Here is a 22,979-nt window from a genome sequence, read left to right on the forward strand (position 1 = left end):
CCTCTCCATACGGAGCAGCCATGATCATCACCGGTGTCGCCGTGTGCCTCGTCGTTCTCCTCGGGGCCGGCTTCTACTCCACCCGCAAGGTCCGCGGACAGGCCGGGAACTTTCTTCTCGCAGGTCGCTCGCTCGGTGCCCCTGTCCTTGCCGTCCTGCTCATGTCGCAGGTCATCGATTCCAACGCGACCCTCGGTTCCGCCGACCTCGCGGCCGGGTTCGGATTCTGGGCGGGTGCAGCGATGCCGCTGGGTGTCGCATCGAGCGTGCTGCTCGTCGGACTGTTCTTCGCGAAGCGCCTACGCGCGACGGGCGTCGTGACCCTGCCCGAGTTCTTTGCACGCCGCTTCGGCCGCGGCACCGAGATCACCGCGTCCGTGCTCACGGTCGGCAGCTTCGGCATCCTCCTCGCCGGCAACCTCGTCGCCCTGGGCTACCTGCTCCAGTACTTTCTCGGCCTGAACTACACGGCGGCGGTGCTGGTGATCATCCCGTTCGTGCTCGCCTACACGGTGGCCGGCGGCATGTTCGCCAGCGTCTACACCGGCATGGTCCAGTTCGCGATCATGGCCGTCGGTATCGTCTCGCTCCTCGTGTGGACGGCCTTCGGACCCGGCTTCACCCACGGGGACGGCCTCGGCATCGGCGATCTCGGACAGCTCACCGATCCGGCGCAGGGGGCCGCGGTCAACTGGGCCACCATCGTCGCTCTCGGTCTCGGCAACCTCGTCGCGATCGACCTGATGCAGCGCGTGTTCTCCGCCAAGTCCCCGATCGCTGCGCAGCGCGCCTGCTTCTCTGCGGCGACCGGCATTCTCGTCCTGTGTGTGCCGCTGTCCTTCGTGGCCCTTGCTGCCGTGTCGATCGTCGGTGACAGCGCAGCCGACGCCCCGATCCTCTACGTTCTGCTGGGCGAGTACACGCCGCAGTGGTTGTCGATCCTTGTGCTCTCCGGTCTGGTGACGGCTTCGCTGACCACGATCAGTGGTGTGCTGCTGTCCACCGCGACGGTTCTGGTGCGCAACGTCTTCCGCGTAGGCGGCGAGAACGCCGCGATGTCGTCGGACGTCATGAAGGCCACCCGCCTGCTCATGCTGCCGATGGCTGCCTTCGGTGCCCTCGTCGCGCTGCGGGTCCCGCAGACCGGCATCCTGCTCACCCTCACCTTCGACCTGCTGCTCGCCTCGCTGGTAGTGCCGTTCATTCTCGGACTGTTCTGGTCGCGCGGTGACGGTCGCGCTGTGGCTGCCGCAGCGATCGCCGGTATCACGGTGCGCGCCGGCTTCTTCGTCCTCACCCCGACGATCTACGGCGTCGACAACACCCTGCTGTACATCCCGAACTCTCTGGTCACCTCGAGCGTCGACGGCTGGACGACCTTCATCGGCTTCCTCGTCTCGCTGGTCGCGTACGTGACCGTGGCGCTGGTGCGCAGCCCGGTCCCCGCGATCACGGCTCCGGAGCCCGTCGTCGTCCCCGTGAAGCAGCCGGCCGCGGTGTAGTTCGCGCGCCGAACCGGGGTTCGCTACCGCAACACGCGGGGCGAACCCCGGTTCACCGCGTCAGCTTCGCAGCACGACGCGCAGCTTGCCGCAGTCTCTCCGCCACGACGTCGAACCGCTCGAGTTCCGCCCAGGTCCAGCGCACCACCTCGTAGCCCGCGTCGCGGATCGCGTCCTGCCGGAGCTTCTCGTCGAACACGTCGCGCGGAGCGGAATACTTGATCCGTCCGTCGAACTCTCCGACGATGCCGTTCTCCCAGAAGAAGTCGACGCGATAGCGTCGACCGTTTCCACCCACGATCTCGTACTGGAGGATCGGCCGCGGGAGGCCCGCCTCCGCAATACGTAGACGCGACAGCGACTCTCCTGCACTCTCGCTCCGACCGTCCAGGAACGGAACGACGGCGCGGGCCTTCGCGAGACCGTGCCTGTGTCCGGATCCGGCGAGCACCCGGAGCAAGTCCGCCGCGGCGTCCGGATACAGTCGCAGAGCCGAGTCACCCACGACGACGGCCTGATCTCTCGGCAACGTCCGGGCGAGGTCGACGACCGTCCGGGCGACCGATGTCACCGGCAGGCCGTCGAGGAGAACGACGTCGTCACCGACTTCGGTCGGGTGCACATGGATCTGCGACGTCATCCGCCCGTGCCGGTGCGGTGGCCTGGAGACGTGTACGTGTTCGAGCGAGGCCTTCCACAGATCCAGCCCATGAAGGGACGCCGCAGAGACGTGGCTCAGGACCGTTCCTGCGGAGAGTTGCCGACCGAGATGCCGTGCCCGGACCCGGTGCACCCCGACCTCGCCGAGCGCCTCGACGTCCGATCGGTGCAAGAACATACCGCGTCCGAGGCGGACGAGGTCTCCGGCCCTGGTTGCTCTGCGGATGTCGTTGTCGGACATGCCGGATTCCGTCAGTGCCGCGGTCGTGAGTATAGGTGGATCGCCCATGAGTCGATCGTCGCAGCCCGTGCGGGTGCCGAAGCGCCGCAGAAAGTCCACAGGCGCATTCTGTGGATGAATGCTTCCGCTGTGGAGAACCCGTGCCCTACAGCAGTTCGCCCGCCGAACCGTACTTCGCCCGTGCTATAGGCGGGGTGAAGTACGGTTCGGCGGGCGAGGTTCTGCCGAGTATCCGTGTTCGCTCACTATGCGCGGATCGATGAAGCCACCCCGACCGACGTCTCCCAGAACCGCGCATAGCGGCCGCCGCGACGCACCAGCTCGTCGTGGATTCCCTGCTCGACGATTCGCCCTCGGTCCAGGAACACGATCCGGTCGGCGTGGCTGCTCCGGTCACCACGCACATCGTTCACAGAATCCGACGAGGGGCGCGCCTTCTACGCCGCGTACGACGCGCTCCTCGCGAAATGGCCACGCGGCACCGTGATCCACGATCTCGACTCCCGTTTCGGCACCACCCGCGTCACCGAGTGCGGCCTGCCCGGCGCACCGCCGGTCCTGCTTCTTCCGGGCGCCGGCGCTACGTCGATGGTCTGGTTCGCCACCGCAGCAGCCCTGGGTGAGACCCACCGCGTGCTGGCCGTCGACATCCTCGGCGACGTCGGACGCAGCGTCGCCGACGGTGATCCCGTACGCAACGTCGACGATCTGCTCGGATGGCACCCTCACCGCCGGTACCCATCACACCCTGCCGATGTACCCGAGCGACGAGGTCGACGTCGTGCTGCGGGATGCACTGGGTGCCGGTGCATCCGCCGAGCTGGATTGTGACCCAGATCACCAGTGAATGTTCGATTGTCCGTTTCCGCAGGTCACCGCGCAGTAACGAGGTGTTCGCCGGAGGTTCGAGGTCTCGATGTGATCCAGAAGCCATGGAGTCGTAGAAACACACTCGCTACCGTTGATGGCGATCGAGTGCCCCGAAACGGGCGAATGGAAGTGAGAGATCATGGGCAGTTCTCCAGCCCCTGAGCGAATAGCCGAATATCCCAGACCTTCGCACACCCTCCTTCATCTCACCGATACACACCTCGTCGGTGGAGACGAACTCCTCTACGGCACCGTCGACGCCGACACCCGCCTCGGACTGATTCTCGAGGACATCCGTGCGTCGCAGGTCCGTCCCGATGCCCTGGTGTTCACCGGCGACCTCGCCGACCGCGGCCAGCCCGACGCCTATCGCAAGCTCCGCGGTCTCGTCGAACCGCTGGCAGCAGCGCTCGGTGCCGACATCGTCTGGGCGATGGGTAATCACGACGACCGCGCGACCTTCCGTGAGGAGCTCCTCGATGAAGATCCCGTGGGTGCACCCATCGACGAAGTCCACACCGTGGGCGGACTGCGGATCATCACGCTCGACACCTCGGTTCCGGGCCATCACCACGGCGAAGTCTCCGCCGAGCAGCTCGGCTGGCTGGCCGACGAACTCTCGACACCCGCCCCGTTCGGTACCGTTCTCGCACTGCATCATCCGCCGGTACCGAGCGTGTTCGACATGGCTGTCCTCGTCGAATTGCGCGACCAAGCGGGCCTCGCCGAAGTACTGCGTGGCACCGATGTGCGCGCCATCCTCGGCGGTCATCTGCACTACTCGACCTCGGCCACCTTCGCAGGCATCCCGGTGTCCGTCGCCTCGTCGACCTGCTACACGCAGGACCTGAACGTCCCGGTCGGCTCGCAGCGCGGGCACGACGGCGCGCAGGGCTTCAACCTCGTGCACGTCTATCCCGACACCATCGTGCACTCCGTGGTGCCCAGCGGAAGCTACGCCACCGCCGGGCAACCCCACACGGCCGAGGACGCGGCGCGGCGCCTGGCCGAAGCCGGCATCCGCATCCCCGAGAACCCCGACCTCACCGTTCGCGTCTAGCCGACGTCCGGTCGGCCCGGGTAGTCGGTCTCCCAGGGCGCCGGAATCGGGTAGTACCGCTCCAGGAACTGCGTGACCTTCGCGGTGCGCAACTCCAGATCGACCTCGGGTGTGCTGCCGTCGTTGAGGCAGAACAGGTCGAGATTGCGGCGCGCCAGGATCGTGTCCAGATGTCGCAGACCGGACTTCACGGTGGTGTCGACGTACTCCACCTTCGCCGTGGTCTGCTGCACCGCGCGGCCGGTCAGCAGCGTGTAGTAGTGATAGAAGGAGTTCGTCACCGAGATGTTGTCGGCCGCCCGGAACGGGCTTGCCGCGGTCGCAGCGAACTCGTCCGCGAACTCGCGCTCCATCTCTGCCATGATCGACCTGCGCAACGGGACCGGTGTGTGCTCGAGGTGCCGAGTGATGGTGACCCCGAAGCGGTCCTGCAGGAGCTTGCGGTTCATGCGCGCGGAGTTCTCGAATCCGCTGCGCGACGCGTTGTTTCGCCCGAGGCCGATCCGCACATCGCACTCGATGAACTTGCCGACGCCCCCGCCCGAGAAGAACAGGCTCGGGCTCACCCGGCGACCGAAGAACATGTCGTCGTTCGAGTACAGGAAATGCTCGGACAGTCCCGGGATGTGATGCAGCTGCGACTCGACCGCCATCGAGTTGTAGGTGGGCAGCGCCGACGGATCGGTGAAGAACTCCTCGCTCCGCACGAAGGTCACGCGCGGATCGTCGGCGAGCCACGCCGGTCGCGGCGAGTCGGTGGCGACGAAGATCCGCCGCACCCACGGCGCGTACATGTGGACCGAACGCAGGGCGTACTTCAGTTCGTTGATCTGCCGATAGCGCGCCGGCGAGTCGTCACCTTCGCCGACGACATAGTTCTGCATCAGCTTCGCGCGCTTGGCCTGGAACGACTTCGACGACCCGTCGACCCACGAGAACACGAGGTCGATTTCGAACGGAATGTCGCCCGGATGGCGGTCGAACATGCCTTCGATCGTGGGCCACAACTGTCCGTACCGCTCGACCGTCGTCCGGCGCATCTCGTCGCGCAGGGCGATCGTGCGGGTGAGAGCGTTCGGACGAGGCATGATCACCTCGTCGTCGGTGTAGGTCCACAGCTCGATGTCCACACCGTTCGAGGCGCCGTACCGCAACCCGCTGGTCAGCTCGACCCGCGGGCGGAACAGCCGGAACACCCGGTCCTTCCTGTCGCGCGAGAGCCGACCGTCTGCCACCGGGACGGGACGCCGCTTCGAACCGACGGCCTTCGAGTAGAAGGGCTCGTCGGCACACCCCTCGACGAGAGCGGCGCGCAGCCGCTTCCGGTCGGCGCGGTCGATCGCGAGGATCGGACGGTCGCTGTCGTCGCGCACGAGCAGGTAGTCGATGTGCGCCCGGTCGAGCACGCGGCGCAGGAACAGCACGTCCTCGATCCGAGCCTCATCGGGCGTGGTGGTGGTGATCGGGATGGCGTAGCGATCCTCGAACCACACCACTTCCTCGTGCCTCGCGGGGCCGCGGACGGTGGCGCGGCCGAGCGGCGGAGCGTCTCCGACCTGCTGGGAAACGGAGACGTAGGGAGCGTTGTGGGGGGCCGGCGTGTGCGTCGGAATCTCCTTTCACGAGTCGGGACGGGAACGCTCATTTTAACTCCGATCTGAGCTAAGTTCCCGGGTCGGTGATGTGACGATCCGATGAATGCCGACGCCGACGGTCTCGACGGGGTCGAGATCCCGAGGTGTAACCTGTGCGCAGGACTCGACACGGGGTGCCGGACACGGCTGAGAGAACACCCGTCGAACCTGATCTCGATTATGCGAGCGAAGGGATGCCGAGCCGGCGCCAGGCCTGAGGTCTGTCGCCCTCACGCACCCTTCCCCACACAGGGAAGGCACAGAAGATGTCATTGCAGAACCAGGTCGTCCTCGTCACCGGTGCCGGGCGCGGCCTCGGCCACAGAATCGCGCAGGCGTTCGCCGACGAAGGAGCCGCCGTCGTCCTCGATTACCGGCGCAGCGGCGAGGGCGCTCACGAACTGGCCGACAAGATCGGACCCGAGCGGGCCGTCGCTCTGAAGGCCGATGTCACCGACCGCGCCGAGGTCGAAGCGCTGTTCGCGCGGGCCCGCGAGCACTTCGGACGTCCCGTCACCACGGTCGTCAACAACGCCCTGCCCGACTTCTCCTTCAACGGCGACGCCCGGCCCAAGGCCGACGAGATCGGATACGACCGGTTCGGAGCCCAGTTCGACGGCGTCGTCGGCGGCGCGGTCAACATCATCCAGGCAGCGCTGCCGGGCATGCGCGAGGCCGGTGGCGGCAGCATCGTCAACATCGGCACCAATCTGTTCCAGCATCCGGTGGTCCCGTACCACGACTACACCGCCGCGAAGGCCGCGCTGCTGTCGCTGACCCGCACCTTCGCCGCCGACCTCGGCCCCGACGGGATCCGCGTCAACATGGTCTCCGGCGGTCTGCTGCGCACGACCGACGCATCGTCGGCGACCCCCGAAGCGGTGTTCGACCTCATCGCGTCGTCGACGCCGCTCCGGAAGGTCACCACCCCCGAGGATTTCGCGGCCGCGGTGCTGTTCTTCGCATCCGACTGGTCGCGGGCCGTCACCGGACAGAACCTGGTGGTCGACGGGGGACTGGTGATGAACTGATGCCCGGACCACGCACCCTCCACCTCAACGCCTTCCTCTACGGCGTCGGGCACCACTCGTCGGCATGGCGGCATCCCGACTCCGCGGCCGAACGCATCGGCGACATCACGTATTTCGAGGAACTCGCACGCACCGCCGAACGCGGATGTCTCGACGCGGTGTTCTTCGCCGACGGTCACAGCGTCAACCCGAAGTACACAGCGGGCACCACCTGGTTCCTCGAACCGCTCACCGCACTGGCGGCCATGGCGCGCGCGACCGAGCGCATCGGTCTCGTCACCACCGTCTCCGCGAGTTTCTTCACGCCCTTCCACGCCGCGCGGATGCTCGCCTCGCTCGACCACATCAGCGGGGGACGGGTGGGCGCGAACATCGTCACCTCGATGTTCGACGAGGAAGCCCGCAACCACGGATTCGACTCCCTGCCACCGCACGCCGAACGGTACGCGCGGGCCGAGGAGTTCATCGAGGTGCTCTGTGCGCTGTGGGATTCCTGGGATGACGGCGGTGTTCTCGTCGACCGGTCGGGTGGCAGGTTCCTGGACTCCTCCGCGATCCGTCCGATCCATCACCGGGGCAAGCACTTCCGCGTCGACGGTCCCCTGACCGTGCCGCGGTGCCCGCAAGGCCGACCCGTGCTGTTCCAGGCGGGGGCGTCGGAGACCGGGCGCAACCTGGCGGCCCGCCACGCCGAGGCCGTCTACTCCGTCGCGTGGGACATGACCGCGGCGATCGAGTACGCCACCGACCTGCGCGCGCGGATCGCCGCGGCCGGCAGGGATCCCGGTACGGTCGCCATCCTGCCCGGACTCGTCACCTACGTCGGTCGCAGCGAGGAGGAGGCGTGGGCGAAGAAGGCGGAACTCGATGCGCTCCTCGACGTCGATGCTGCCATCACCCAGCTCGGCGTGTTCACGGGTCAGGACTACACCGGCCACGACCTCGACGCTCCCGTCGACGACCTGCCACCCATTGAGGAGTTCACCGGGCCGCAGGGGCGCTACGCGACGGTGCAGCGCATCATCGAGACCCGCCGCCCCACCTTGCGCGAACTGCTCGGATACCTTGCCGCGGGTGGTGGTCACGCGACGATGATCGGTACTCCCGAATCCGTCGCCGACAGCATCGAGGAATGGTTCGCCGCGGGCGCCTGCGACGGCTTCAATCTGATGTGCCCCGCCTATCCGGATTCCCTCGACGACTTCGTCGACCTCGTCGTCCCGGAACTGCAGCGTCGCGGCCTGTTCCGGACCGAATATCCCGGCTCGACCCTGCGCGACTCGCTCGGTCTGAAGACGGTATAGCGGAGCGCGAAGCGGTCATCGGAGCGGGTTGTAGCGCGCGCCGATGACTGTTTCGCGCTCCAGAGCAGCCCGACGTGCCTGCTGCCGACGACGTGCGCGCTCGAACCGATCGACGACGACGTGGAATCGCGACAGCTCCGCCCAGTTCCAGCGGATCACCTCCAGCCCGAGATCCCGTAGCGCATCCTCGCGCTCCTTCTCAGCGAGCAGATCGTGGCGCTCGGTGTACTTTCCGGAACCGTCGAACTCGCCGACGATGCCGAGTTCGCGCCACAAGAAGTCCACGCGGTACCGGCGTCCGTCACGAACGACGATCTCGTGCTGCAGGTCGGGCATCGGTAGACCCGCCTCGATCATGTGCAGCCGCGACAGCGACTCCCCGACACTCTCGCTCCGGCCGTCGACGAGGCGCGCGACCGACTCCGCCGCGACGATCCCGGTCCTACCTCGACATGCAGCAAGGATCCGGGGCAGGTCGAGATGCGCCGTCGGATCCGCACGCAACGCCGAATCGCCGATGACGAGAGCACGCGGACGCGACAGCGTGCGCGCGACGTCGACGACGGTACGAGCGAGCGACGTGACGCGCAGACCGTCCACGTCGACGACGTCGCCATCCAGGTCGGAGGTGTGGATGTGCAGGTCGTCGCTCACCCGGCAGCTGCGCGTCGGTGGGCGCGTGACGTGGATCCGTCTCAGCGGCGCGTCCCACACGTCGAGGCCGTGGACGACCGCGGCCGTCACATGACTGAGCGCCTCGTCGGCGTCGAGGCGGGAGCCGACGAGGCGTGCCCGGGCGAGATGAACTCCCACGGGGCCGAGGGCGTCGACGTCCTCTCGTGTCATGTACGTGCCGCGAGCGATCCTGACGAGCCCGCCGTGCCGGAGCCGTGTGCGCACCGCACGATCCGATATGCCGGCCTCGGCGAGCATCGCCCTCGTCCACACCTGTCGGGTCATGGACCCGATCTTCGGGCACGGCCGGACCCGATCCGGGGCCGTCGCACTCCGATCGCCTCGGTCTGTGGAGAACACGAATGCCTGTGGACAACCACGTGACGCGGCCGTGCTCGCCCACCGGACGCCGGTACGATCAGCCTCCCGGCGTCGGCACGGGAGTGCTTTCCTCCGCTCCGGGAGCGCGTGCCGGATCGCTCGGCGCCTGATAATCGGAGCCGTAGAAGATCGGCAGGATGCCCTTGACGAGGGTCAGCGCCGAACCTTCACCCGAGGGCACCGTCGACAGATTCGTGGCGATGACGATCGTCAGGTCGGTGTCGGGGTCGTGTCCCATGAAGGTCATGAAGCCGGGAAGCTGACCGTCGTGCCCGAGCAGGGGACCGAACTGTGCCATGCCGAGTCCGTATCCGGCGGTTCCCCCGCCCACCGACTGCACGCTGTCGAGCCGGGTATTCTGCATCTGCTCATCGAGCAGACCGCCGCCGACCAGTGCCTTCACATAAGTGGTCATGTCGTCGACGGTGGAGATCGCGGCGCCCGCGGTCCACGCCCAGGAGGGATTGTCGTCGGTCACGTCATTCGGCTTCAGTGTTCCGGCGACCGCTGCGGCCTGCTGGTCGTCCGGCAATTCGAAGGTATCGATGGTGGAGACGTTGGTGCCGAACATGTAGCCCCGCGGATGCGGATCCGGGATCGAGGAATCCTCGATCGCCGGGAACGAGGTGTTCGCCAACCCGAGCGGAGCGAAGATCCGCTCGTCGAACGCCTCAGCGACCGGCATGCCGGTCAGTTCCTCCACGACGAGTCCGAGGAGCACCGTATTGGTGTTGCTGTATTCGAACTGTTCGCCGGGCGAGAAGTTCACCGGCCGGGCAAACGCGATCTGCAGCAGTTCCTCCTGCGTCCACACCTTCTCGGGTTCGCGGTCGAGTGTCGCGTTGAAATCCGGATCGAAAGTGTAGCTGTACAGGCCGCTCCGCATCTCGGCGAGCTGCGCGATGGTGATCGTGTCGCCGTTCGGGACACCGTCGATGTACTTCGATATCGGGTCGTCGAGCGACAGGCGACCTTCCTGCACCAGCTGCAGGATGGCGGTGACCGTCATCGTCTTCGTGTTGCTCCCGATCCGGAAATGATCGTCGGCGGAGATCGGATCGTCGGTGTCGAGGGCGGACGTGCCGAACGTGCCGGTCCAGTCGCCGCGGTCGGGGGAGCTGATCTGGACCACCGCGCCGGGAATGGCGTTGTCGCGCATCAACCGCTCGACGGTCGATTCCAGCTCGGCCACGTACTCGGGCTGAGCTTGATCGGAGGAGGTCGGCGACGGTGTGGATTCGGGCTCGGTGGTATCGGAACTGCACGCCGAAGCGGCCAGTACGACCACAGCCACGAGTGAGGTTGCGAGTGTCTTCATCGATCGTCTGCTTTCGGGATCGGTGGTCCCCGAAAGAGCAGGGGACTCTGTGGTGGTGTCACGAATCCGGACATGTCCCGCTGTCGAGGTGAATTTTTCACCCCCTCCGAACGATTCCGATCGCAGTGTCCCTCATGTCATCCTTGGAACAGGGCCGAATCCGTGTACGGGGGTCAGATCATGAAGGCACTGGTGTTCCACGGGCCGGGGAAGCGATCCTGGGAGGACGTTCCCGACGCAACCATCCAGGACAGTACGGACGCGGTGGTGCGGGTCGACGCGGTCACCATCTGCGGCACCGACCTGCACATCCTCGGAGGGGATGTGCCCGAGGTGACCGACGGCCGGATCCTCGGCCACGAGGCCGTCGGCACCGTGGTCGAAGTGGGAGACGGAGTGCAGACACTCGCTCCCGGCGACCGAGTGCTCGTCTCGTGTATCACCGCGTGCGGTACGTGCCGCTTCTGTCGCGAGAGCCGATACGGGCAGTGCCTCGGCGGCGGCGGCTGGATCCTCGGGCACCTGATCGACGGCACCCAGGCCGAACTGGTCCGAGTCCCGTACGCCGACAATTCGACCCACCGCATTCCCGACGGCGTGAGCGACGAACAGATGCTCATGCTCGCCGACATCCTGCCCACCTCCTACGAGGTCGGCGTCCTCAACGGCCGTCTCCGGCCGGCGGACGTCGTCGTCATCATCGGAGCCGGCCCCATCGGGCTCGCTGCGATCCTCGCCGCACGACTGTTCAGTCCGAGCCGCATCGTCGCCGTCGACCTCGCCGACAGCCGGCTCGACGCGGCGAAGGCATTCGGGGCGAACATCGTGGTCAACAGCGGTCGCGACGACGTCGCGACGGTCGTTCGCGAACTCACTGGAGGTCTCGGCGCAGACGTCACGATGGAGGCCGTCGGCTATCCGGAGACGTTCGAACAGGCGGTCGCGCTCGCTCGGCCGTGCGGACACGTCGCGAACATCGGCGTGCACGGCAAACCTGCGACCCTGCACCTCGAGGACATCTGGATCAAGAACCTGACGATCACCACCGGCCTGGTCGACACCTACTCGACGCCCACACTGATCGGTCTCGTGAGCAGTGGTCAGCTCGACACGTCGCCGATGATCACGCACCGGTTCGCGCTCGACGAGTTCGAACAGGCCTACGACGTGTTCTCTCGCGCCGGCGAAACCGGTGCGTTGAAGGTGCTCCTCACCGCCGGTTCGTGACCGGCTCTGCCTTCACTCCTGCTGGTTGACCACATCGAGAAGCTGCTGGATCTGCTCCGGCTCGACCCCTGGAGCGAATCCGGCGAGGCGACCGAGCGGCATCGACGCTGCCATCTTCAGAACACTCTCGTCGACCCCGACCTCGCCGCCGAGCGAACCGAACGCCTGCAGGACGATCGCGGCGGCCGCGGGGTTCTGGAACAGTTCTCCGAGAGACGATTCCATCGTCAGCGGAATTCGCACCGCGTCGCCCGTCATGTCGACGGTGAGCGTCTGCCGGATGTCGCGGCTCGACGCACCGATGTCGATGCTGTACGTGCCACCTTCGACCACCCAGGAATCGACGCGGGTGTCCCAGTAGGCGAGGTCGTCGCGTCGGATACTCACGGCCACACGTTGCGATTCGCCGGAATCCAGACGGACCTTGGTGAAGCCCTTCAACTCTCGCGGCGCCCGAGCAACGGACGAACCGGGTGCACCGGCGTACACCTGCACGACCTCGGCGCCCGCACGCCCACCCGTGTTGGTGACGGTGACGTGCACCGTGAGATCGCCGTCGGATTCCACAGCGGCATCGGAGTATTCGAACGTCGTGTACGACAAGCCGTGACCGAAGGGGAAGGACACGTCGAGGCGACGCGCGTCGTACGAACGGTATCCGACGAACAATCCTTCTCCGTACCGCACGTGGCCGTGTTCGCCCGGGAAGTTCGTGTGCGCCGGGGTGTCCTCGAGCCGGATCGGGACGGTCTCCGCGAGGCGGCCGCTCGGATTCGCGTGCCCGTAGAGCACGTCGGCGACGGCGCCCCCACCGGCCTGCCCGAGCAGCCACCCTTCCACGATCGCAGGAACACGGTCGGCGAAGCCGCTGAGCCGCACGACACCGCCGTTCGACAACACGACGACGACGTTCGGGTTCGCCGCCAGCACAGCATCGAGCAGCGCGGTCTGACGCTGCGGGAGTTCGAGGTCGTCGCGGTCGAAACCTTCGGATTCGAGTTCGGCGGGTACACCGAGGAACACGACCGCGATATCGGCGTCTGCGGCACGCTTCACCGCCTCGTCGACGAGTTCGGCCGAGTCCGATCCGTCGAGCGCGTAACCGGCGGCGAAGGGAACGTCCCGGCCGGACAGCGACCGGATCTCGTCGAGCGCGTTGTCGAGGCGCGTCGGTTCGATCCGGGACGATCCAGCGCCCTGGTAGCGCGGCGTGCGGGCCAGTTCGCCGATCACCGCAATGTTCGCGTCGGTGGCGAGGGGGAGCAGGTCGTTCTCGTTGCGGAGCAGCACGATGCTCTGCGCGGCCACCTCGCGTGCGAGGGCGTGATGGGCATCGGCGTCGAAGGTCGCGCCGGGATCGGACGCAGCGACGGCCTTCTGCACCAGTTCGATCACCCGCGCGGCTGCCGTGTCGAGGACCGATTCGTCGACCGTGCCCGCCCGTACCGCCGCGACGATCTCGGCGTCCGTACGACCTCCTGTGGACGGCATCTCGAGATCCAGACCTGCCGCGAGGGACGCGACGCGGTCGTCGACAGCACCCCAGTCGCTCACGACCAGACCCTCGAAACCCCACTCGCCGCGCAGGACGTCGGTGAGCAGCCACGGGTTACGGGACGAGTACACCCCGTTGATCCGGTTGTACGAGCACATCACCGTCCACGGCTGCGCGTCGCGCACGACCCGCTCGAAGGCACGCAGATAGATCTCCCGCAGTGGCCGCGGGTCGACGTCGGCGGAGACCCGCATCCGGTCGGTCTCCTGGTTGTTCGCTGCGAAGTGCTTGAGTGACGCACCGACACCCTGCGACTGCATGCCGTGCACGAGCGCAGCGCCCAGAACACCCGAGAGCAGCGGATCTTCCGACAGGTACTCGAAGTTCCGGCCGCACAATGGGGAGCGCTTGATGTTGATACCGGGCCCGAGCAGGACACCGACCTGCAGTGCGCGGGCCTCCGCACCCAACGCCGCGCCGACGCGCTCGAGCAACTCCGGGTCGAAGGAACACCCCAGCGCGACGGCAGGCGGGAAGCAGGTCGCGGGCACGGACGAGTGCAGACCGAGATGGTCGCCCTCGGCGGTCTGCTTCCGCACACCGTGCGGCCCGTCGGTGAGCATGATCGAGGGGATGTTCTCGCGCGCAACCGGTTCGGTGTGCCAGAAGTCGAGGCCGCTGGTGAGCGACGCCTTCTCCTCGACGGTCAGTCGCGCCACGATCTCGAGAGGTGAGCGGTCGGTCATGCTGCTCCTTCGGCGGGGTCGGTCCGCTGCACCATAACCCCTCGGGGAGACGGACGATATCGACGGAGCCGGCGCGTGTGGTACATCGGGAGGGCGGTGTCGATCCTGTCGGTCGACTGGTCGAGAATGTCCGATTGTGGTGGTTCTCGTCGGGGGACGAAGCGATCGGAGGAGTACGTGATCGAAGTGCATGCACCGGCGGAGGGGTCCGTGACGTTGCCCCGCGACCATCGATGGGTGGTGGTCGACGTCGAGACCTCGGGTGTACGTCCCAACGCCCACAGGGTCCTGAGCGTGGCCGCCCTCGTGTTGCGCGAGGACGGGTCCGTCGAGCGAGAGTTCTCGACTCTCGTCGACCCCGGCTGCGACCCGGGACCGGTGCACATCCACAACCTCACGCGGGAGCGCCTCACCGGGTCGCCGCGCTTCGAGGACATCGCCGGCGAACTCGCCGGGATTCTCGACGGCGCCACACTCGTCGCCCACAACGCGTCGTTCGACTACGGGTTCCTCGACGCCGAGTTCCGTCGGGCCGGCACCTCGCTTCCGGCGGAGCACCGCCTGTGCACGCTCGCGTTGTCGCGCCGGCTAGAACTCGACGTCCCCAACTACCGGTTGGCCACCCTCGCGCAGCACTGGCAGGTCCAGCAGTTGCAGGAGCACGACGCCTACGACGACGCGCGCGTCCTGTCGGAGATATTCCTGCGCAGCGCCGCCATGGCCGACAACCTGCAGTTGCCGCTACCCGTCGTGAACTGCCGCAGTCGCAAGTCGGTGTATCCCGCATCCATCCCGCGGGTCGCGTGCCAGTGGAAGAACCCGGGTCGTCTCGGCGACGACGGCCTCGTCCAGGGCATGAAGGTCGTGATCAGCGGCTCCACCGTCACTCCGCGTGTCGCGCTCGCGAACCGGCTGACCGACGCCGGACTCGACGTGATGAACAACGCGAGCAAGCAGACCAGCGTCGTGGTGTGCAACGACCCCACGGTGCAGACCGCCAAGGTCCGCAAGGCGATGTCCGAAGGCATTCCCGTGATCAGCGAACAGCAGCTCGAGGAGCTGTTGACGCGGGTGAGTCCGGGCGAATCGAAGGTTGCGGCCGTCGTCGACATCATCCCGCCACCGGAACCGCAGGTCGCGGTGGTGCACCCGGTCCGGCCGCCGACCGGGCAGAAGCCCAAGCTGTGGACAGGACGCAAGGTGCTGCTGCTCGGCGGCACGCACCTGCAGGCCGTCATGATGCGCTCGCGTCTCACCCAGCTCGGTGCCCGCCCGGCCCTCAACTTCACGGCCGCCGTCACCGACGTGCTGGTCCTCGACGGGGGAGAGGCCGACAAGCGGATGACGCGGGTCGCGGCACGTGAGCTGCCCGTCCTGCGACCCGACGACGTCGATGCCGCAGTGGAGAACGGAGTGATGCCCCCGCACATGCGGGTGGAGTCACGGCTCACGGCGCCGGTGCTGTCCCGCGGTGAAGTGATCGACGTGCCGTCCGACAGTCACCGCTGGGCCGTGAACGTCGCCTGGAAGGCCGAAGCTGTCGGCGACGAATTCGATCTCGACATCGTCGCCTTCCTGCTCGGCGCCGACGAGAAGGTCGACACCGACGACGACTTCGTCTTCTACAACAATCCGCTCTACGACGACGGCGTCATCGAACTGACCATCGACGGTTCGAGTGAGCACTGCATCCGCGTCGACCTCGCGGAACTTCCCGCCGAATGCGAACGCATCGCCATCGCAGCGGCCATCGACGGCAACCGCACCTTCGGCGAACTCGGCGCGGTATCGGTCGCGGTCGACAGTGAGACCGGCACCGCCGCGACCTTCGTGCTCGACGCCGGTACCACCGAACGCACCATGGTGCTCACCGAGATCTACCGCCGAGCCGACAAGTGGCGGCTGCGCGCGGTGGGGCAGGGATACGACGACGACCTCGCGGCCCTCGCACGCCGGTACGGGGTGGAAGTCGACGACTGATCTCTGCTTCGTCGCGCGGGTGGGGATCGACTGAGCACTGCAGAGCGCGAAATGGTCATCGGCGCGTGTTATTGCCCGCTCTGATGACTATTTCCCGCTCCGCTGTCGGGGTCGGTGGCGGCGAGTTGTCGTGCCCAGTCGGATTCGGTGTCGAGGAGGGCTTCCCCGCCGGTGGCGAAGGCGTCGCGGAGTTGCTTCAAGGCTTGGCTGAACTGCTCGATGCGTTCCATAGCTGACTCAGGCGTCCCCGAGGCCTTCCGACGGTAACCTGCAGCGAGTTGCTGCGCAGAATCGAAGTCGCCAAAACCGTGGACTGCAGTGAGTCTGGAAGCGGTCCGTGTTGCGGTCTCGAACTCGTCCAACATGACGTTGCAGATCTGCAGAATCTCATCGATCACATGTGGTTCGAGTCTGGTGAAGTCAGGCATACGTCCTCAGCTCTCACTCGGGAATGTAAGGCTCGAGCGAGGTGACGAATTGATCCATGCCCGAGCACCATTCACTCTTGGGTGCCGGCTCTACCGTGTCGGTGTAATAAAGCCGGTTGAACAGCACGACTCCGAATTCCGTTTGCAATGCGTACGTGCACTCGTTGTTCCCGCTCGGTCCCACCTCGCGTAGTCCGGCTCTGCCGTTGATCGTGATCGGGGAAGCCACATGGGCGTTCTTCGAGTGCTCTTCCTCGAGGGTGACGTTTCCGGACAAGATGTTGAGCCCGTATCCACGGCGCACGCCTGGGATGTGGTCCCTGTTGTCGTATGTGCAGCCGAGGAAGGTGTACGTCCCCATCGGCATGTCCGCGACTTCCTTCTTCCCCGCGTCGTACCCGGCCGCGTGCATGACGTCGTCGGGGATGTCGTAGCAGGGGTCGAAGGTGACTGGCGGTCGGCCGGAGTCGTCGGTGATGCGCGGGGTTCGGGTTGTCGTGGTGGCGGTTTCGTCGCTTACAGCGACGTCATCAGCTGAACCCGGGCTGCACGCCGTCCCCATGACAGCCAGTGCTGCGAGCGCGACGATGCCCCACCTGCCCATGCGACCCCCCGATCGATTGTCGGGCAGACGCTAACACAACCGTCCCGGGCACTGCTCCGGAGCGCGAAATGGTCAGAGGTGCGCGTTATTGCGCGCCCTGATGACTATTTGGCGCTCCGCTGTCGGGGTCGGTGGCGGCGAGTTGGCGGGCCCAGTCGGATTCGGTGTCGAGGAAAGCTTCCCCGCCGGTGGCGAAGGCGTCGCGGAGTTGGGTGAGGGCATCGATGAACTGCTCGACGCGTTCCTTCGCCGATTCCGGAGTGCCCGCAGCCTTCCGTCGGTATCCCGCGGCGAGTTGCTGGGCCGATTCGAAGTCGCCGAAACCATCGGTTCTTGTGAGGTTGTTGGCGTTCTTTCGTGCAGCTTCCATCTCGGAGATCATGACTCCGCAGATTCTGAGGATTTCCGTGAGTACTTCAGGTTCAAGCCGTGCGTAGTCGGCCAATGTTCCTCCCGTACGTTGACTACTTTGCGATGAATGGTTCGATCTCTATAACGAGTTCTTTCATGCCCAAACACCATTCACTCTGAGGCGCTGGCCCCACATGATCTGCGTTGTACAGACGGCTGAAGATAGCAATTCCGAAGTCAGTCTCTAGGGCATACGCGCATGCGTCCCGGTCGCTCGAATCGACTTCAAGGAGTGCCCGGCGTCCGTTGATCGAGGTTTCAGTCGCGATATGGCCGTTCTTCGCAAGTTCCTCATCGAAGGAAACATTTCCCGACAGAATGCTCAGGTTGAAGCCACGTCGGACTCCCGGAACGAAGTCGTCCTTACGATACGAGCATCCGAGGAACGTGTAGGTACCCATCGGATAATCCGCGATTTCTTTCTTCGCCGCGTCGTACCCGGCTGCGTTCATGACGTCGTCGGGGATGTCGTAGCAGGGATCGAAGGCGACCGGTGGTCGGCCGGAGTCATCGGTGATGCGCGGAGTGCGGGTGGTCGAAATTGCGGCCTCGTCGCTCGTGGCCGTCTCCGCGGCGCTCGGGCTGCACGCCGTCACCACTGCCGCGACTGTTGCGAACGTGACGATGCCCCACCTGCCCATGCGACCCCCCGATCGATTGTCGGGCAGACGCTAACACAACAGCCCGAGGTGGTGCTTCGGAGCGCAGAATGGTCAGAGGTGCGCGTTATTGCGCGCCCTGATGACTATTTGGCGCTCCGTTGTCGGGGTCGGTGGCGGCGAGTTGGCGGGCCCAGTCGGATTCGGTGTCGAGGAAGGCTTCTCCGCCGGTGGCGAAGGCGTCGCGGAGGTGGGTGAGGGCATCGATGAACTGCTGCATGCGTTCGCTCGCTGATTGTGGCGTTCCAGCGCCTTTGCGGCGATAGCCCGCAGCAAGTTGTTTGGCGGACTCGAAATCTCCGAATCCACGCGCGTCGTAGAGTCCGTCAGCGAGCGTCTTGGACTCTCGGAGTTCATCCAGCATCACCTCGCAGATTCGAAGTATCTCCGCGACCACACCCGGTTCGAGCCGCACGAAGGGCGACGACATCATCTCTCCTGACGATTCGACAGTTCAATCGGTGACATACGGCTCGATCGAAGACACCAACTCCTCGAAGTCGGTGCACCACTCTTCGATCGGCGGGCCCCCGGGATAATCCGGGTGGTAAAGCCTGTTCAAGATGACGACCCCGAAACTTGTTTGCAACAGGTAGCTGCATGTGAGGCTTCGATCGGGATCGACCCTCATCGCAGCAGGGCGACCGTTGATGGTCGTCGGTGTCGCTCCGGTCGGATTCTCCGCAAGCTGCTCGTCGAGAGACACGTTTCCTGACAACAAAGTGAGGTCGTAGCGAGCGAGCACCCCCGGGATCTTGACAGTGCCTTTGTATCGGCACCCCAGGTAGGTGTACGTCCCCATCGGCATGTCCGCGATTTCTTTCTTCGCCGCGTCGTACCCGGCCGCGTTCATGACATCGTCGGGTATGTCGTAGCAGGGGTCGAAGGTGACTGGTGGTCGGCCGGAGTCGTCGGTGATGCGCGGGGTTCGGGTTGTCGTGGTGGCGGTTTCGTCGCCTACAGCGGCGTCGTCCGCTGAACCCGGGCTGCACGCCGTCCCCATGACAGCCAGTGCTGCGAGCGCAACGATGCCCCACCTGCCCATGCGACCCCCCGATCGATTGTCGGGCAGACGCTAACACAACAGCCCGAGGTGGTGCTTCGGAGCGCGAAGTGGTCAGAGGTGCGCGTTATTGCGCGCCCTGATGACTATTTGGCGCTCCGCTGTCGGGGTCGGTGGCGGCGAGTTGGCGGGCCCAGTCGGATTCGGTGTCGAGGAAGGCTGCTCCGCCGGTGGCGAAGGCGTCGCGGAGTTGGGTGAGGGCGTCGATGAACTGTTGCATCCGTTCTCTGGCCGACTCGGGTGTGCCTGCAGCTTTGCGTCGATAGTCTGCAGCAAGTTGTTGAGCGGAGTCGAAATCACCGAAGCCGTGGACGTCGGTGAGCCTAAAACTGTGTTTGTACGACTGGTCGAACTCATCCAGCATGGTTTCGCAGATCCTTAGGATCTCTGCGACGACGTGAGGCTCGAGCCTGCTGAACTCCGGCATGTTCGTCCTGTTCGATGTCAGTTCGCGATGAAGGGTTCAACCGAGGCGACGAGGTTTTCCATGCCTGCACACCAATCGATTTGAGGTGCAGGGCCCGAGTGGTCGGCGTAGAGAACTCGGGTGACGAGTACAACTCCGAAATCTGTCTGCAGGGCGTACTTGCAGCCGTTTCGTGCGTCGGGGTCTACTTCTAGGAGCGCCGGTCTGCCGTTAATGCTTGTCTGGCTGGCGACATGTGCATTCTTTTGGAACTCCTCGTCCAAAGTGACATTGCCAGCCAGGATGTTGAGGCCGTATCCACGGCGCACGCCTGGGATGTGGTCCCTGTTGTCGTATGTGCAGCCGAGGAAGGTGTACGTCCCCATCGGCATGTCCGCGATTTCTTTCTGGGCCGCGTCGTACCCCGCTGCGTTCACGACATCGTCGGGTATGTCGTAGCAGGGGTCGAAGGTGACTGGCGGGCGGCCGGAGTCGTCGGTGATGCGCGGGGTCCGGGTGGCCGACGTGGAAGCCTCGTCGCTCGTGGCCGGCTCCGCCGAACCCGGACTGCACGCCGTCGCCACTACCGCCAGTGCTGCGAGCGCGGCTGTTCCCCACCTACCCATGCGACCCCCCGATCGATTGTCGGCCAGACGCTAACACAACCGCCGATGACAGTACTGCGGAGCGCGAAATGGTCAGGGGTGCGGGTTATTGCGCGTTCTGATGACCGTTTCCCGTTTCGTTGTCGGGGTCGGTGATGGCGAGTTGGCGTGCCCAGTCGGATTCGGTGTCGAGGAAGGCTTCTCCGCCGGTGGCGAAGGCGTCGCGGAGTTGGGTGAGGACTTCGATGAACTGCTCGACGCGTTCCTTCGCAGACTCCGGGGTACCAGCGGCCTTTCGTCGGTAACCTGCGGCGAGTTGCTTGGCCGAGTCGAAATCGCCGAAGCCGTCAGCGAACAACAGGTTTCCGGTGGTAGCTCTCGACTTTTCGAAGTCGGCAAGCATGATGTCACAGATGCGCACAATCTCGTCAATGATTTCGGGTTCCAGTCTCAGAAATCCGGACATGAGACCTCCATGGCCAGGGTCTAGACGGTATGGGCAGCCCCGGCGTTGAGTCAGGGGTTGCGGGCCGGGGCCCCTCTCACCCATGTTCGTGGGTTACCGAGTAGGAATCCCCCTGCCCGGCCTATCCGACAGTGGTGGGAGGCCCCGGTGTTTACCGAGCGTACGAGCGTAGGACTGGACGTGCACGCACGTTCGGTCGCAGCAGCAGCCATCGACAGCGTCACCGGCGAAGTGCTCCAAACCAAACTGACGCCGTCCTATGACCACATCCGATCCTGGATTGCGCAGCTACCAGGCCCGGCAGCAGTGACCTACGAGGCCGGCCCGACAGGCTTCGGCTTGTACCGATATCTGACCGAAGCGAGCATTCGGTGTGTGGTCGCCGCTCCGTCGAAGCTGCACAAACCCGCCGGGGATCGGGTCAAGACCGATGCCCGCGATGCGCTGCATCTGGCCCGGTTGCTGCGCCTGGACGAAGTCACCTCGGTGTCGATCCCGTCCGTCGGGCAGGAAGCGGCGCGGGATCTGGTCCGGGCCCGGGAGGACTGCCGCGGAGATCTGATGCGGGCACGGCACCGGTTGTCGAAACTGCTGCTGCGCCGCGGCATCGTCTACTACGGCGGACAGGCCTGGAGCGGGGCGCACGACCGCTGGTTGCGTACCGAGGCCGCACCGCAGTTGACCTCGCCGGCGACACGGATGGCGTTCGACGCCGACTACGACCACGTGCTCACCATGCAGGCGCGGCGCCGACGACTCGATGTGGCGATCGAGGAGATGGCCGTGGCCAGTGAATTGACTCCGGTGGTGCGCCGGATGTGCTGCCTGCGTGGGGTGTCCACCTTGACCGGGTTCGGTCTGGCGGTGGAGATCGGGGACTGGACTCGGTTCACTGGCAACACCATCGGCTCGTTCGTCGGGTTGGTGCCCTCGGAGTATTCCTCGGGATCGTCGCGGGCGCAGGGGTCGATCACCAAGACCGGAAATTCTCATGCGCGTCGGCTGTTGGTGGAAGCGGCCTGGCATCACCGCGCCCGCTATCACGTCGGAGCGGTAATGCGGTCGCGATGGGATCTGGCCCCGGCCGCGGCCCGGGCCCGTGGTGATGAGGGCAACCGCCGGTTGCACGGGCGCTGGGTGGGGTTCCTCGAACGCCGCAAACGACCCGTCGTCGCGAATGCGGCGATCGCCCGGGAGTTGGCGGGGTGGTGCTGGTCGCTGGCGGTGATGGATTGCTGAAGCCGGCCTGATGGACTGCTTCGTCCCATGGGTTCGGTGGTGGCAGCGCGTGGATCGACCCGCGATACACCTATGAGCAGGCCTTCCGGGGTCGACGCTCGATGCTAGAGATGCGGATGCGATCCAGCCGAAATCCCGTCCTGCGGTAGCCAACCCGCGTATATCAGTCTGACCGCGCGTCGTATTGTCGACACGCTCACCACGCAGACTCGAGGGCGAAGCAATGAGGCGCCGTCAGGGTCGCTCCCCGACGGCGCCTCACCTTGCCCTCTTGACAAAGGTTCTTACATATCAGTTGTCGATGATCGGTTCAATTGCCGAGACAAGCTCGTCCATGTCGGTGCACCATTCACTTTCGGGAACCGGTCCCGGACGGTCCTTGTTGTATAGCCGCAGGAAACTGACGATTCCGAAGTCGGACTGAAGGACATATGTACAGGCGTCCTTATTCGCCGGATTCACTTCTAGGAGCGCCCGACGCCCGTTGATGCTGATTTCGGTCGCCATAGCGCCGTTCTTCGCGAGTTCTTCATCAAGGGAGACATTCCCTGCCAAGATGCTGAGGTTATAGCCCCGCCGAATTCCGGGAACGTAGTCATCCTTCCGGTATGTACAACCGAGAAAGGTGTAGGTACCCATCGGGTAATCCGCGACTTCCTTCTTCGCCGCGTCGTACCCGGCCGCGTTCATGACGTCATCCGGGATGTCGTAGCAGGGGTCGAAGGTGACGGGTGGTCTGCCGGAGTCGTCGGTGATGCGCGGGGTGCGGGTCGTCGACGTGGCTGCCTCATCGTCTGTGAGGTCATCCGCGGCGCTCGGACTGCACGCCGTCACCACTGCCACTGCTGCTGCGAGCGCGATGATTCCCCACTTACCCATGCGACCCCCCGATCGATTGTCGGGCAGACGCTAACACAAAGCGGGCGAGGGGTGATGAGGGCTGATTCGTCGTACACGAACGCTCTCGGCTTCCA

23 protein-coding genes, 1 pseudogene and 1 riboswitch are annotated in these 22,979 nt (G+C 65.5%); of the genes and pseudogenes, 7 read left to right on the plus strand and 17 right to left on the minus strand.

What is annotated here, in order from left to right:
• Positions 1-20 precede the first annotated feature (20 nt).
• Positions 21-1,502, plus strand: a complete 1,482-nt coding sequence (locus tag RBB84_RS03290) for a sodium:solute symporter family protein (RefSeq protein ID WP_006550409.1) — start codon at positions 21-23, stop codon at positions 1,500-1,502.
• Between the two features lie 52 nt (positions 1,503-1,554).
• Here RBB84_RS03290 and RBB84_RS03295 read toward each other — a convergent pair whose 3' ends face one another.
• The 3 genes and pseudogenes from RBB84_RS03295 to RBB84_RS03305 all read right to left on the minus strand — a co-directional run bounded on the left by RBB84_RS03295 (position 1,555) and on the right by RBB84_RS03305 (position 3,132).
• Entirely contained in the window at positions 1,555-2,451 is an 897-nt protein-coding gene (locus RBB84_RS03295) for a type IV toxin-antitoxin system AbiEi family antitoxin domain-containing protein (protein WP_064257359.1), read from the minus strand.
• A gap of 197 nt (positions 2,452-2,648) precedes the next feature.
• Positions 2,649-2,789: pseudogene (locus RBB84_RS03300) on the minus strand (hypothetical protein); the annotation flags it as partial.
• Between the two features lie 7 nt (positions 2,790-2,796).
• Complete coding sequence (locus RBB84_RS03305) at positions 2,797-3,132, minus strand: hypothetical protein (protein WP_156666199.1); 336 nt, start codon at positions 3,130-3,132, stop codon at positions 2,797-2,799.
• Positions 3,133-3,412: 280 nt separating this feature from the next.
• Here RBB84_RS03305 and RBB84_RS03310 point away from each other — a divergent pair, with 280 nt between their 5' ends.
• Complete coding sequence (locus RBB84_RS03310; RefSeq protein WP_064257357.1) at positions 3,413-4,333, plus strand: phosphodiesterase; 921 nt, start codon at positions 3,413-3,415, stop codon at positions 4,331-4,333.
• Here the strand turns inward: RBB84_RS03310 and RBB84_RS03315 are convergent.
• Positions 4,330-5,826: a stealth family protein gene (locus RBB84_RS03315; protein ID WP_024103526.1), complete on the minus strand. Its 1,497-nt coding sequence runs from the start codon at positions 5,824-5,826 to the stop codon at positions 4,330-4,332. The two genes, RBB84_RS03310 and RBB84_RS03315, sit on opposite strands and share 4 nt — an antisense overlap.
• Before the next feature lie 261 nt (positions 5,827-6,087).
• Positions 6,088-6,179, plus strand: a riboswitch (TPP riboswitch).
• 54 nt (positions 6,180-6,233) lie between these two features.
• Between RBB84_RS03315 and RBB84_RS03320 the strand changes: the two genes are divergently transcribed.
• Together RBB84_RS03320 and RBB84_RS03325 are read left to right on the plus strand one after the other, a co-directional pair.
• Entirely contained in the window at positions 6,234-6,998 is a 765-nt protein-coding gene (locus RBB84_RS03320) for a 3-oxoacyl-ACP reductase (protein ID WP_064257356.1), read from the plus strand.
• Positions 6,998-8,302, plus strand: coding sequence for an LLM class flavin-dependent oxidoreductase (locus RBB84_RS03325; RefSeq protein WP_064257355.1), 1,305 nt, complete (start codon positions 6,998-7,000; stop codon positions 8,300-8,302). Before RBB84_RS03320 ends, RBB84_RS03325 begins: the two co-directional genes overlap by 1 nt.
• Positions 8,303-8,317: 15 nt before the next feature.
• Here the strand turns inward: RBB84_RS03325 and RBB84_RS03330 are convergent, their stop codons facing one another.
• Positions 8,318-9,262, minus strand: a complete 945-nt coding sequence (locus tag RBB84_RS03330) for a type IV toxin-antitoxin system AbiEi family antitoxin domain-containing protein (RefSeq protein ID WP_064257354.1) — start codon at positions 9,260-9,262, stop codon at positions 8,318-8,320.
• Between the two features lie 133 nt (positions 9,263-9,395).
• The gene (locus RBB84_RS03335) at positions 9,396-10,676 is read right to left on the minus strand and encodes a serine hydrolase domain-containing protein (RefSeq protein ID WP_064257353.1); all 1,281 of its coding nucleotides are present in this window, start codon (positions 10,674-10,676) and stop codon (positions 9,396-9,398) included.
• A 180-nt stretch (positions 10,677-10,856) separates the two neighbouring features.
• Here RBB84_RS03335 and RBB84_RS03340 point away from each other — a divergent pair, with 180 nt between their 5' ends.
• Positions 10,857-11,903 carry a zinc-dependent alcohol dehydrogenase family protein gene (locus RBB84_RS03340; RefSeq protein ID WP_064257363.1) on the plus strand — a complete coding sequence of 349 codons (1,047 nt, stop codon included), beginning with the start codon at positions 10,857-10,859 and terminating at the stop codon, positions 11,901-11,903.
• A 12-nt stretch (positions 11,904-11,915) separates the two neighbouring features.
• On the opposite strand, the gene RBB84_RS03345 is transcribed toward RBB84_RS03340, so the two are convergent.
• Complete coding sequence (locus RBB84_RS03345; protein WP_064257352.1) at positions 11,916-14,144, minus strand: glycoside hydrolase family 3 C-terminal domain-containing protein; 2,229 nt, start codon at positions 14,142-14,144, stop codon at positions 11,916-11,918.
• A 126-nt stretch (positions 14,145-14,270) separates the two neighbouring features.
• Here RBB84_RS03345 and RBB84_RS03350 point away from each other — a divergent pair, with 126 nt between their 5' ends.
• The gene (locus RBB84_RS03350) at positions 14,271-16,124 is read left to right on the plus strand and encodes a TerD family protein (RefSeq protein ID WP_064257362.1); all 1,854 of its coding nucleotides are present in this window, start codon (positions 14,271-14,273) and stop codon (positions 16,122-16,124) included.
• A 68-nt stretch (positions 16,125-16,192) separates the two neighbouring features.
• Here RBB84_RS03350 and RBB84_RS03355 read toward each other — a convergent pair whose 3' ends face one another.
• From RBB84_RS03355 to RBB84_RS03395, 9 genes are all read right to left on the minus strand, one after another.
• Positions 16,193-16,552 (minus strand): hypothetical protein, encoded by a 360-nt coding sequence (locus RBB84_RS03355; RefSeq protein ID WP_064257351.1) that lies wholly within the window; start codon positions 16,550-16,552, stop codon positions 16,193-16,195.
• A 13-nt stretch (positions 16,553-16,565) separates the two neighbouring features.
• Positions 16,566-17,156 carry a DUF3558 domain-containing protein gene (locus RBB84_RS03360; RefSeq protein WP_350247151.1) on the minus strand — a complete coding sequence of 197 codons (591 nt, stop codon included), beginning with the start codon at positions 17,154-17,156 and terminating at the stop codon, positions 16,566-16,568.
• A gap of 85 nt (positions 17,157-17,241) precedes the next feature.
• A complete protein-coding gene (locus RBB84_RS03365) occupies positions 17,242-17,601 on the minus strand; it encodes a hypothetical protein (protein ID WP_350247153.1) in 360 nt (119 codons plus the stop codon).
• 19 nt (positions 17,602-17,620) lie between these two features.
• The gene (locus tag RBB84_RS03370) at positions 17,621-18,208 is read right to left on the minus strand and encodes a DUF3558 domain-containing protein (protein ID WP_350247154.1); all 588 of its coding nucleotides are present in this window, start codon (positions 18,206-18,208) and stop codon (positions 17,621-17,623) included.
• Positions 18,209-18,293: 85 nt separating this feature from the next.
• Positions 18,294-18,656 carry a hypothetical protein gene (locus RBB84_RS03375; protein WP_024103538.1) on the minus strand — a complete coding sequence of 121 codons (363 nt, stop codon included), beginning with the start codon at positions 18,654-18,656 and terminating at the stop codon, positions 18,294-18,296.
• 24 nt (positions 18,657-18,680) lie between these two features.
• Positions 18,681-19,271 carry a DUF3558 domain-containing protein gene (locus RBB84_RS03380; protein ID WP_350247155.1) on the minus strand — a complete coding sequence of 197 codons (591 nt, stop codon included), beginning with the start codon at positions 19,269-19,271 and terminating at the stop codon, positions 18,681-18,683.
• A gap of 85 nt (positions 19,272-19,356) precedes the next feature.
• A complete protein-coding gene (locus RBB84_RS03385; protein ID WP_350247156.1) occupies positions 19,357-19,716 on the minus strand; it encodes a hypothetical protein in 360 nt (119 codons plus the stop codon).
• A 17-nt stretch (positions 19,717-19,733) separates the two neighbouring features.
• Positions 19,734-20,321: a DUF3558 domain-containing protein gene (locus RBB84_RS03390; RefSeq protein WP_138842361.1), complete on the minus strand. Its 588-nt coding sequence runs from the start codon at positions 20,319-20,321 to the stop codon at positions 19,734-19,736.
• A gap of 85 nt (positions 20,322-20,406) precedes the next feature.
• Entirely contained in the window at positions 20,407-20,766 is a 360-nt protein-coding gene (locus RBB84_RS03395) for a hypothetical protein (RefSeq protein WP_064257850.1), read from the minus strand.
• Between the two features lie 147 nt (positions 20,767-20,913).
• Here RBB84_RS03395 and RBB84_RS03400 point away from each other — a divergent pair, with 147 nt between their 5' ends.
• Positions 20,914-22,005: an IS110 family transposase gene (locus RBB84_RS03400; RefSeq protein WP_064257831.1), complete on the plus strand. Its 1,092-nt coding sequence runs from the start codon at positions 20,914-20,916 to the stop codon at positions 22,003-22,005.
• Between the two features lie 291 nt (positions 22,006-22,296).
• Here the strand turns inward: RBB84_RS03400 and RBB84_RS03405 are convergent, their stop codons facing one another.
• Positions 22,297-22,884, minus strand: coding sequence for a DUF3558 domain-containing protein (locus RBB84_RS03405; protein ID WP_064063174.1), 588 nt, complete (start codon positions 22,882-22,884; stop codon positions 22,297-22,299).
• Positions 22,885-22,979: the final 95 nt, after the last annotated feature.

The organism is Rhodococcus sp. D-6, assembly GCF_040256695.1.
Taxonomy (GTDB): domain Bacteria; phylum Actinomycetota; class Actinomycetes; order Mycobacteriales; family Mycobacteriaceae; genus Rhodococcus; species Rhodococcus pyridinivorans.

Excerpts from the sequence above, each read along its gene's own strand:
- RBB84_RS03325 (WP_064257355.1), top strand. The coding sequence starts at position 6,998 with ATGCCCGGACCACGCACCCTCCACCTCAACGCCTTCCTCTACGGCGTC.
- RBB84_RS03320 (WP_064257356.1), top strand. The coding sequence starts at position 6,234 with ATGTCATTGCAGAACCAGGTCGTCCTCGTCACCGGTGCCGGGCGCGGC.
- RBB84_RS03310 (WP_064257357.1), top strand. The coding sequence starts at position 3,413 with ATGGGCAGTTCTCCAGCCCCTGAGCGAATAGCCGAATATCCCAGACCT.
- RBB84_RS03355 (WP_064257351.1), bottom strand. The coding sequence starts at position 16,552 with ATGCCTGACTTCACCAGACTCGAACCACATGTGATCGATGAGATTCTG.
- RBB84_RS03295 (WP_064257359.1), bottom strand. The coding sequence starts at position 2,451 with ATGGGCGATCCACCTATACTCACGACCGCGGCACTGACGGAATCCGGC.
- RBB84_RS03290 (WP_006550409.1), top strand. The coding sequence starts at position 21 with ATGATCATCACCGGTGTCGCCGTGTGCCTCGTCGTTCTCCTCGGGGCC.
- RBB84_RS03345 (WP_064257352.1), bottom strand. The coding sequence starts at position 14,144 with ATGACCGACCGCTCACCTCTCGAGATCGTGGCGCGACTGACCGTCGAG.
- RBB84_RS03375 (WP_024103538.1), bottom strand. The coding sequence starts at position 18,656 with ATGTCGTCGCCCTTCGTGCGGCTCGAACCGGGTGTGGTCGCGGAGATA.
- RBB84_RS03385 (WP_350247156.1), bottom strand. The coding sequence starts at position 19,716 with ATGCCGGAGTTCAGCAGGCTCGAGCCTCACGTCGTCGCAGAGATCCTA.
- RBB84_RS03360 (WP_350247151.1), bottom strand. The coding sequence starts at position 17,156 with ATGGGCAGGTGGGGCATCGTCGCGCTCGCAGCACTGGCTGTCATGGGG.
- RBB84_RS03335 (WP_064257353.1), bottom strand. The coding sequence starts at position 10,676 with ATGAAGACACTCGCAACCTCACTCGTGGCTGTGGTCGTACTGGCCGCT.
- RBB84_RS03340 (WP_064257363.1), top strand. The coding sequence starts at position 10,857 with ATGAAGGCACTGGTGTTCCACGGGCCGGGGAAGCGATCCTGGGAGGAC.
- RBB84_RS03350 (WP_064257362.1), top strand. The coding sequence starts at position 14,271 with ATGTCCGATTGTGGTGGTTCTCGTCGGGGGACGAAGCGATCGGAGGAG.
- RBB84_RS03330 (WP_064257354.1), bottom strand. The coding sequence starts at position 9,262 with ATGACCCGACAGGTGTGGACGAGGGCGATGCTCGCCGAGGCCGGCATA.
- RBB84_RS03370 (WP_350247154.1), bottom strand. The coding sequence starts at position 18,208 with ATGGGCAGGTGGGGCATCGTCACGTTCGCAACAGTCGCGGCAGTGGTG.
- RBB84_RS03380 (WP_350247155.1), bottom strand. The coding sequence starts at position 19,271 with ATGGGCAGGTGGGGCATCGTTGCGCTCGCAGCACTGGCTGTCATGGGG.
- RBB84_RS03405 (WP_064063174.1), bottom strand. The coding sequence starts at position 22,884 with ATGGGTAAGTGGGGAATCATCGCGCTCGCAGCAGCAGTGGCAGTGGTG.
- RBB84_RS03395 (WP_064257850.1), bottom strand. The coding sequence starts at position 20,766 with ATGTCCGGATTTCTGAGACTGGAACCCGAAATCATTGACGAGATTGTG.
- RBB84_RS03390 (WP_138842361.1), bottom strand. The coding sequence starts at position 20,321 with ATGGGTAGGTGGGGAACAGCCGCGCTCGCAGCACTGGCGGTAGTGGCG.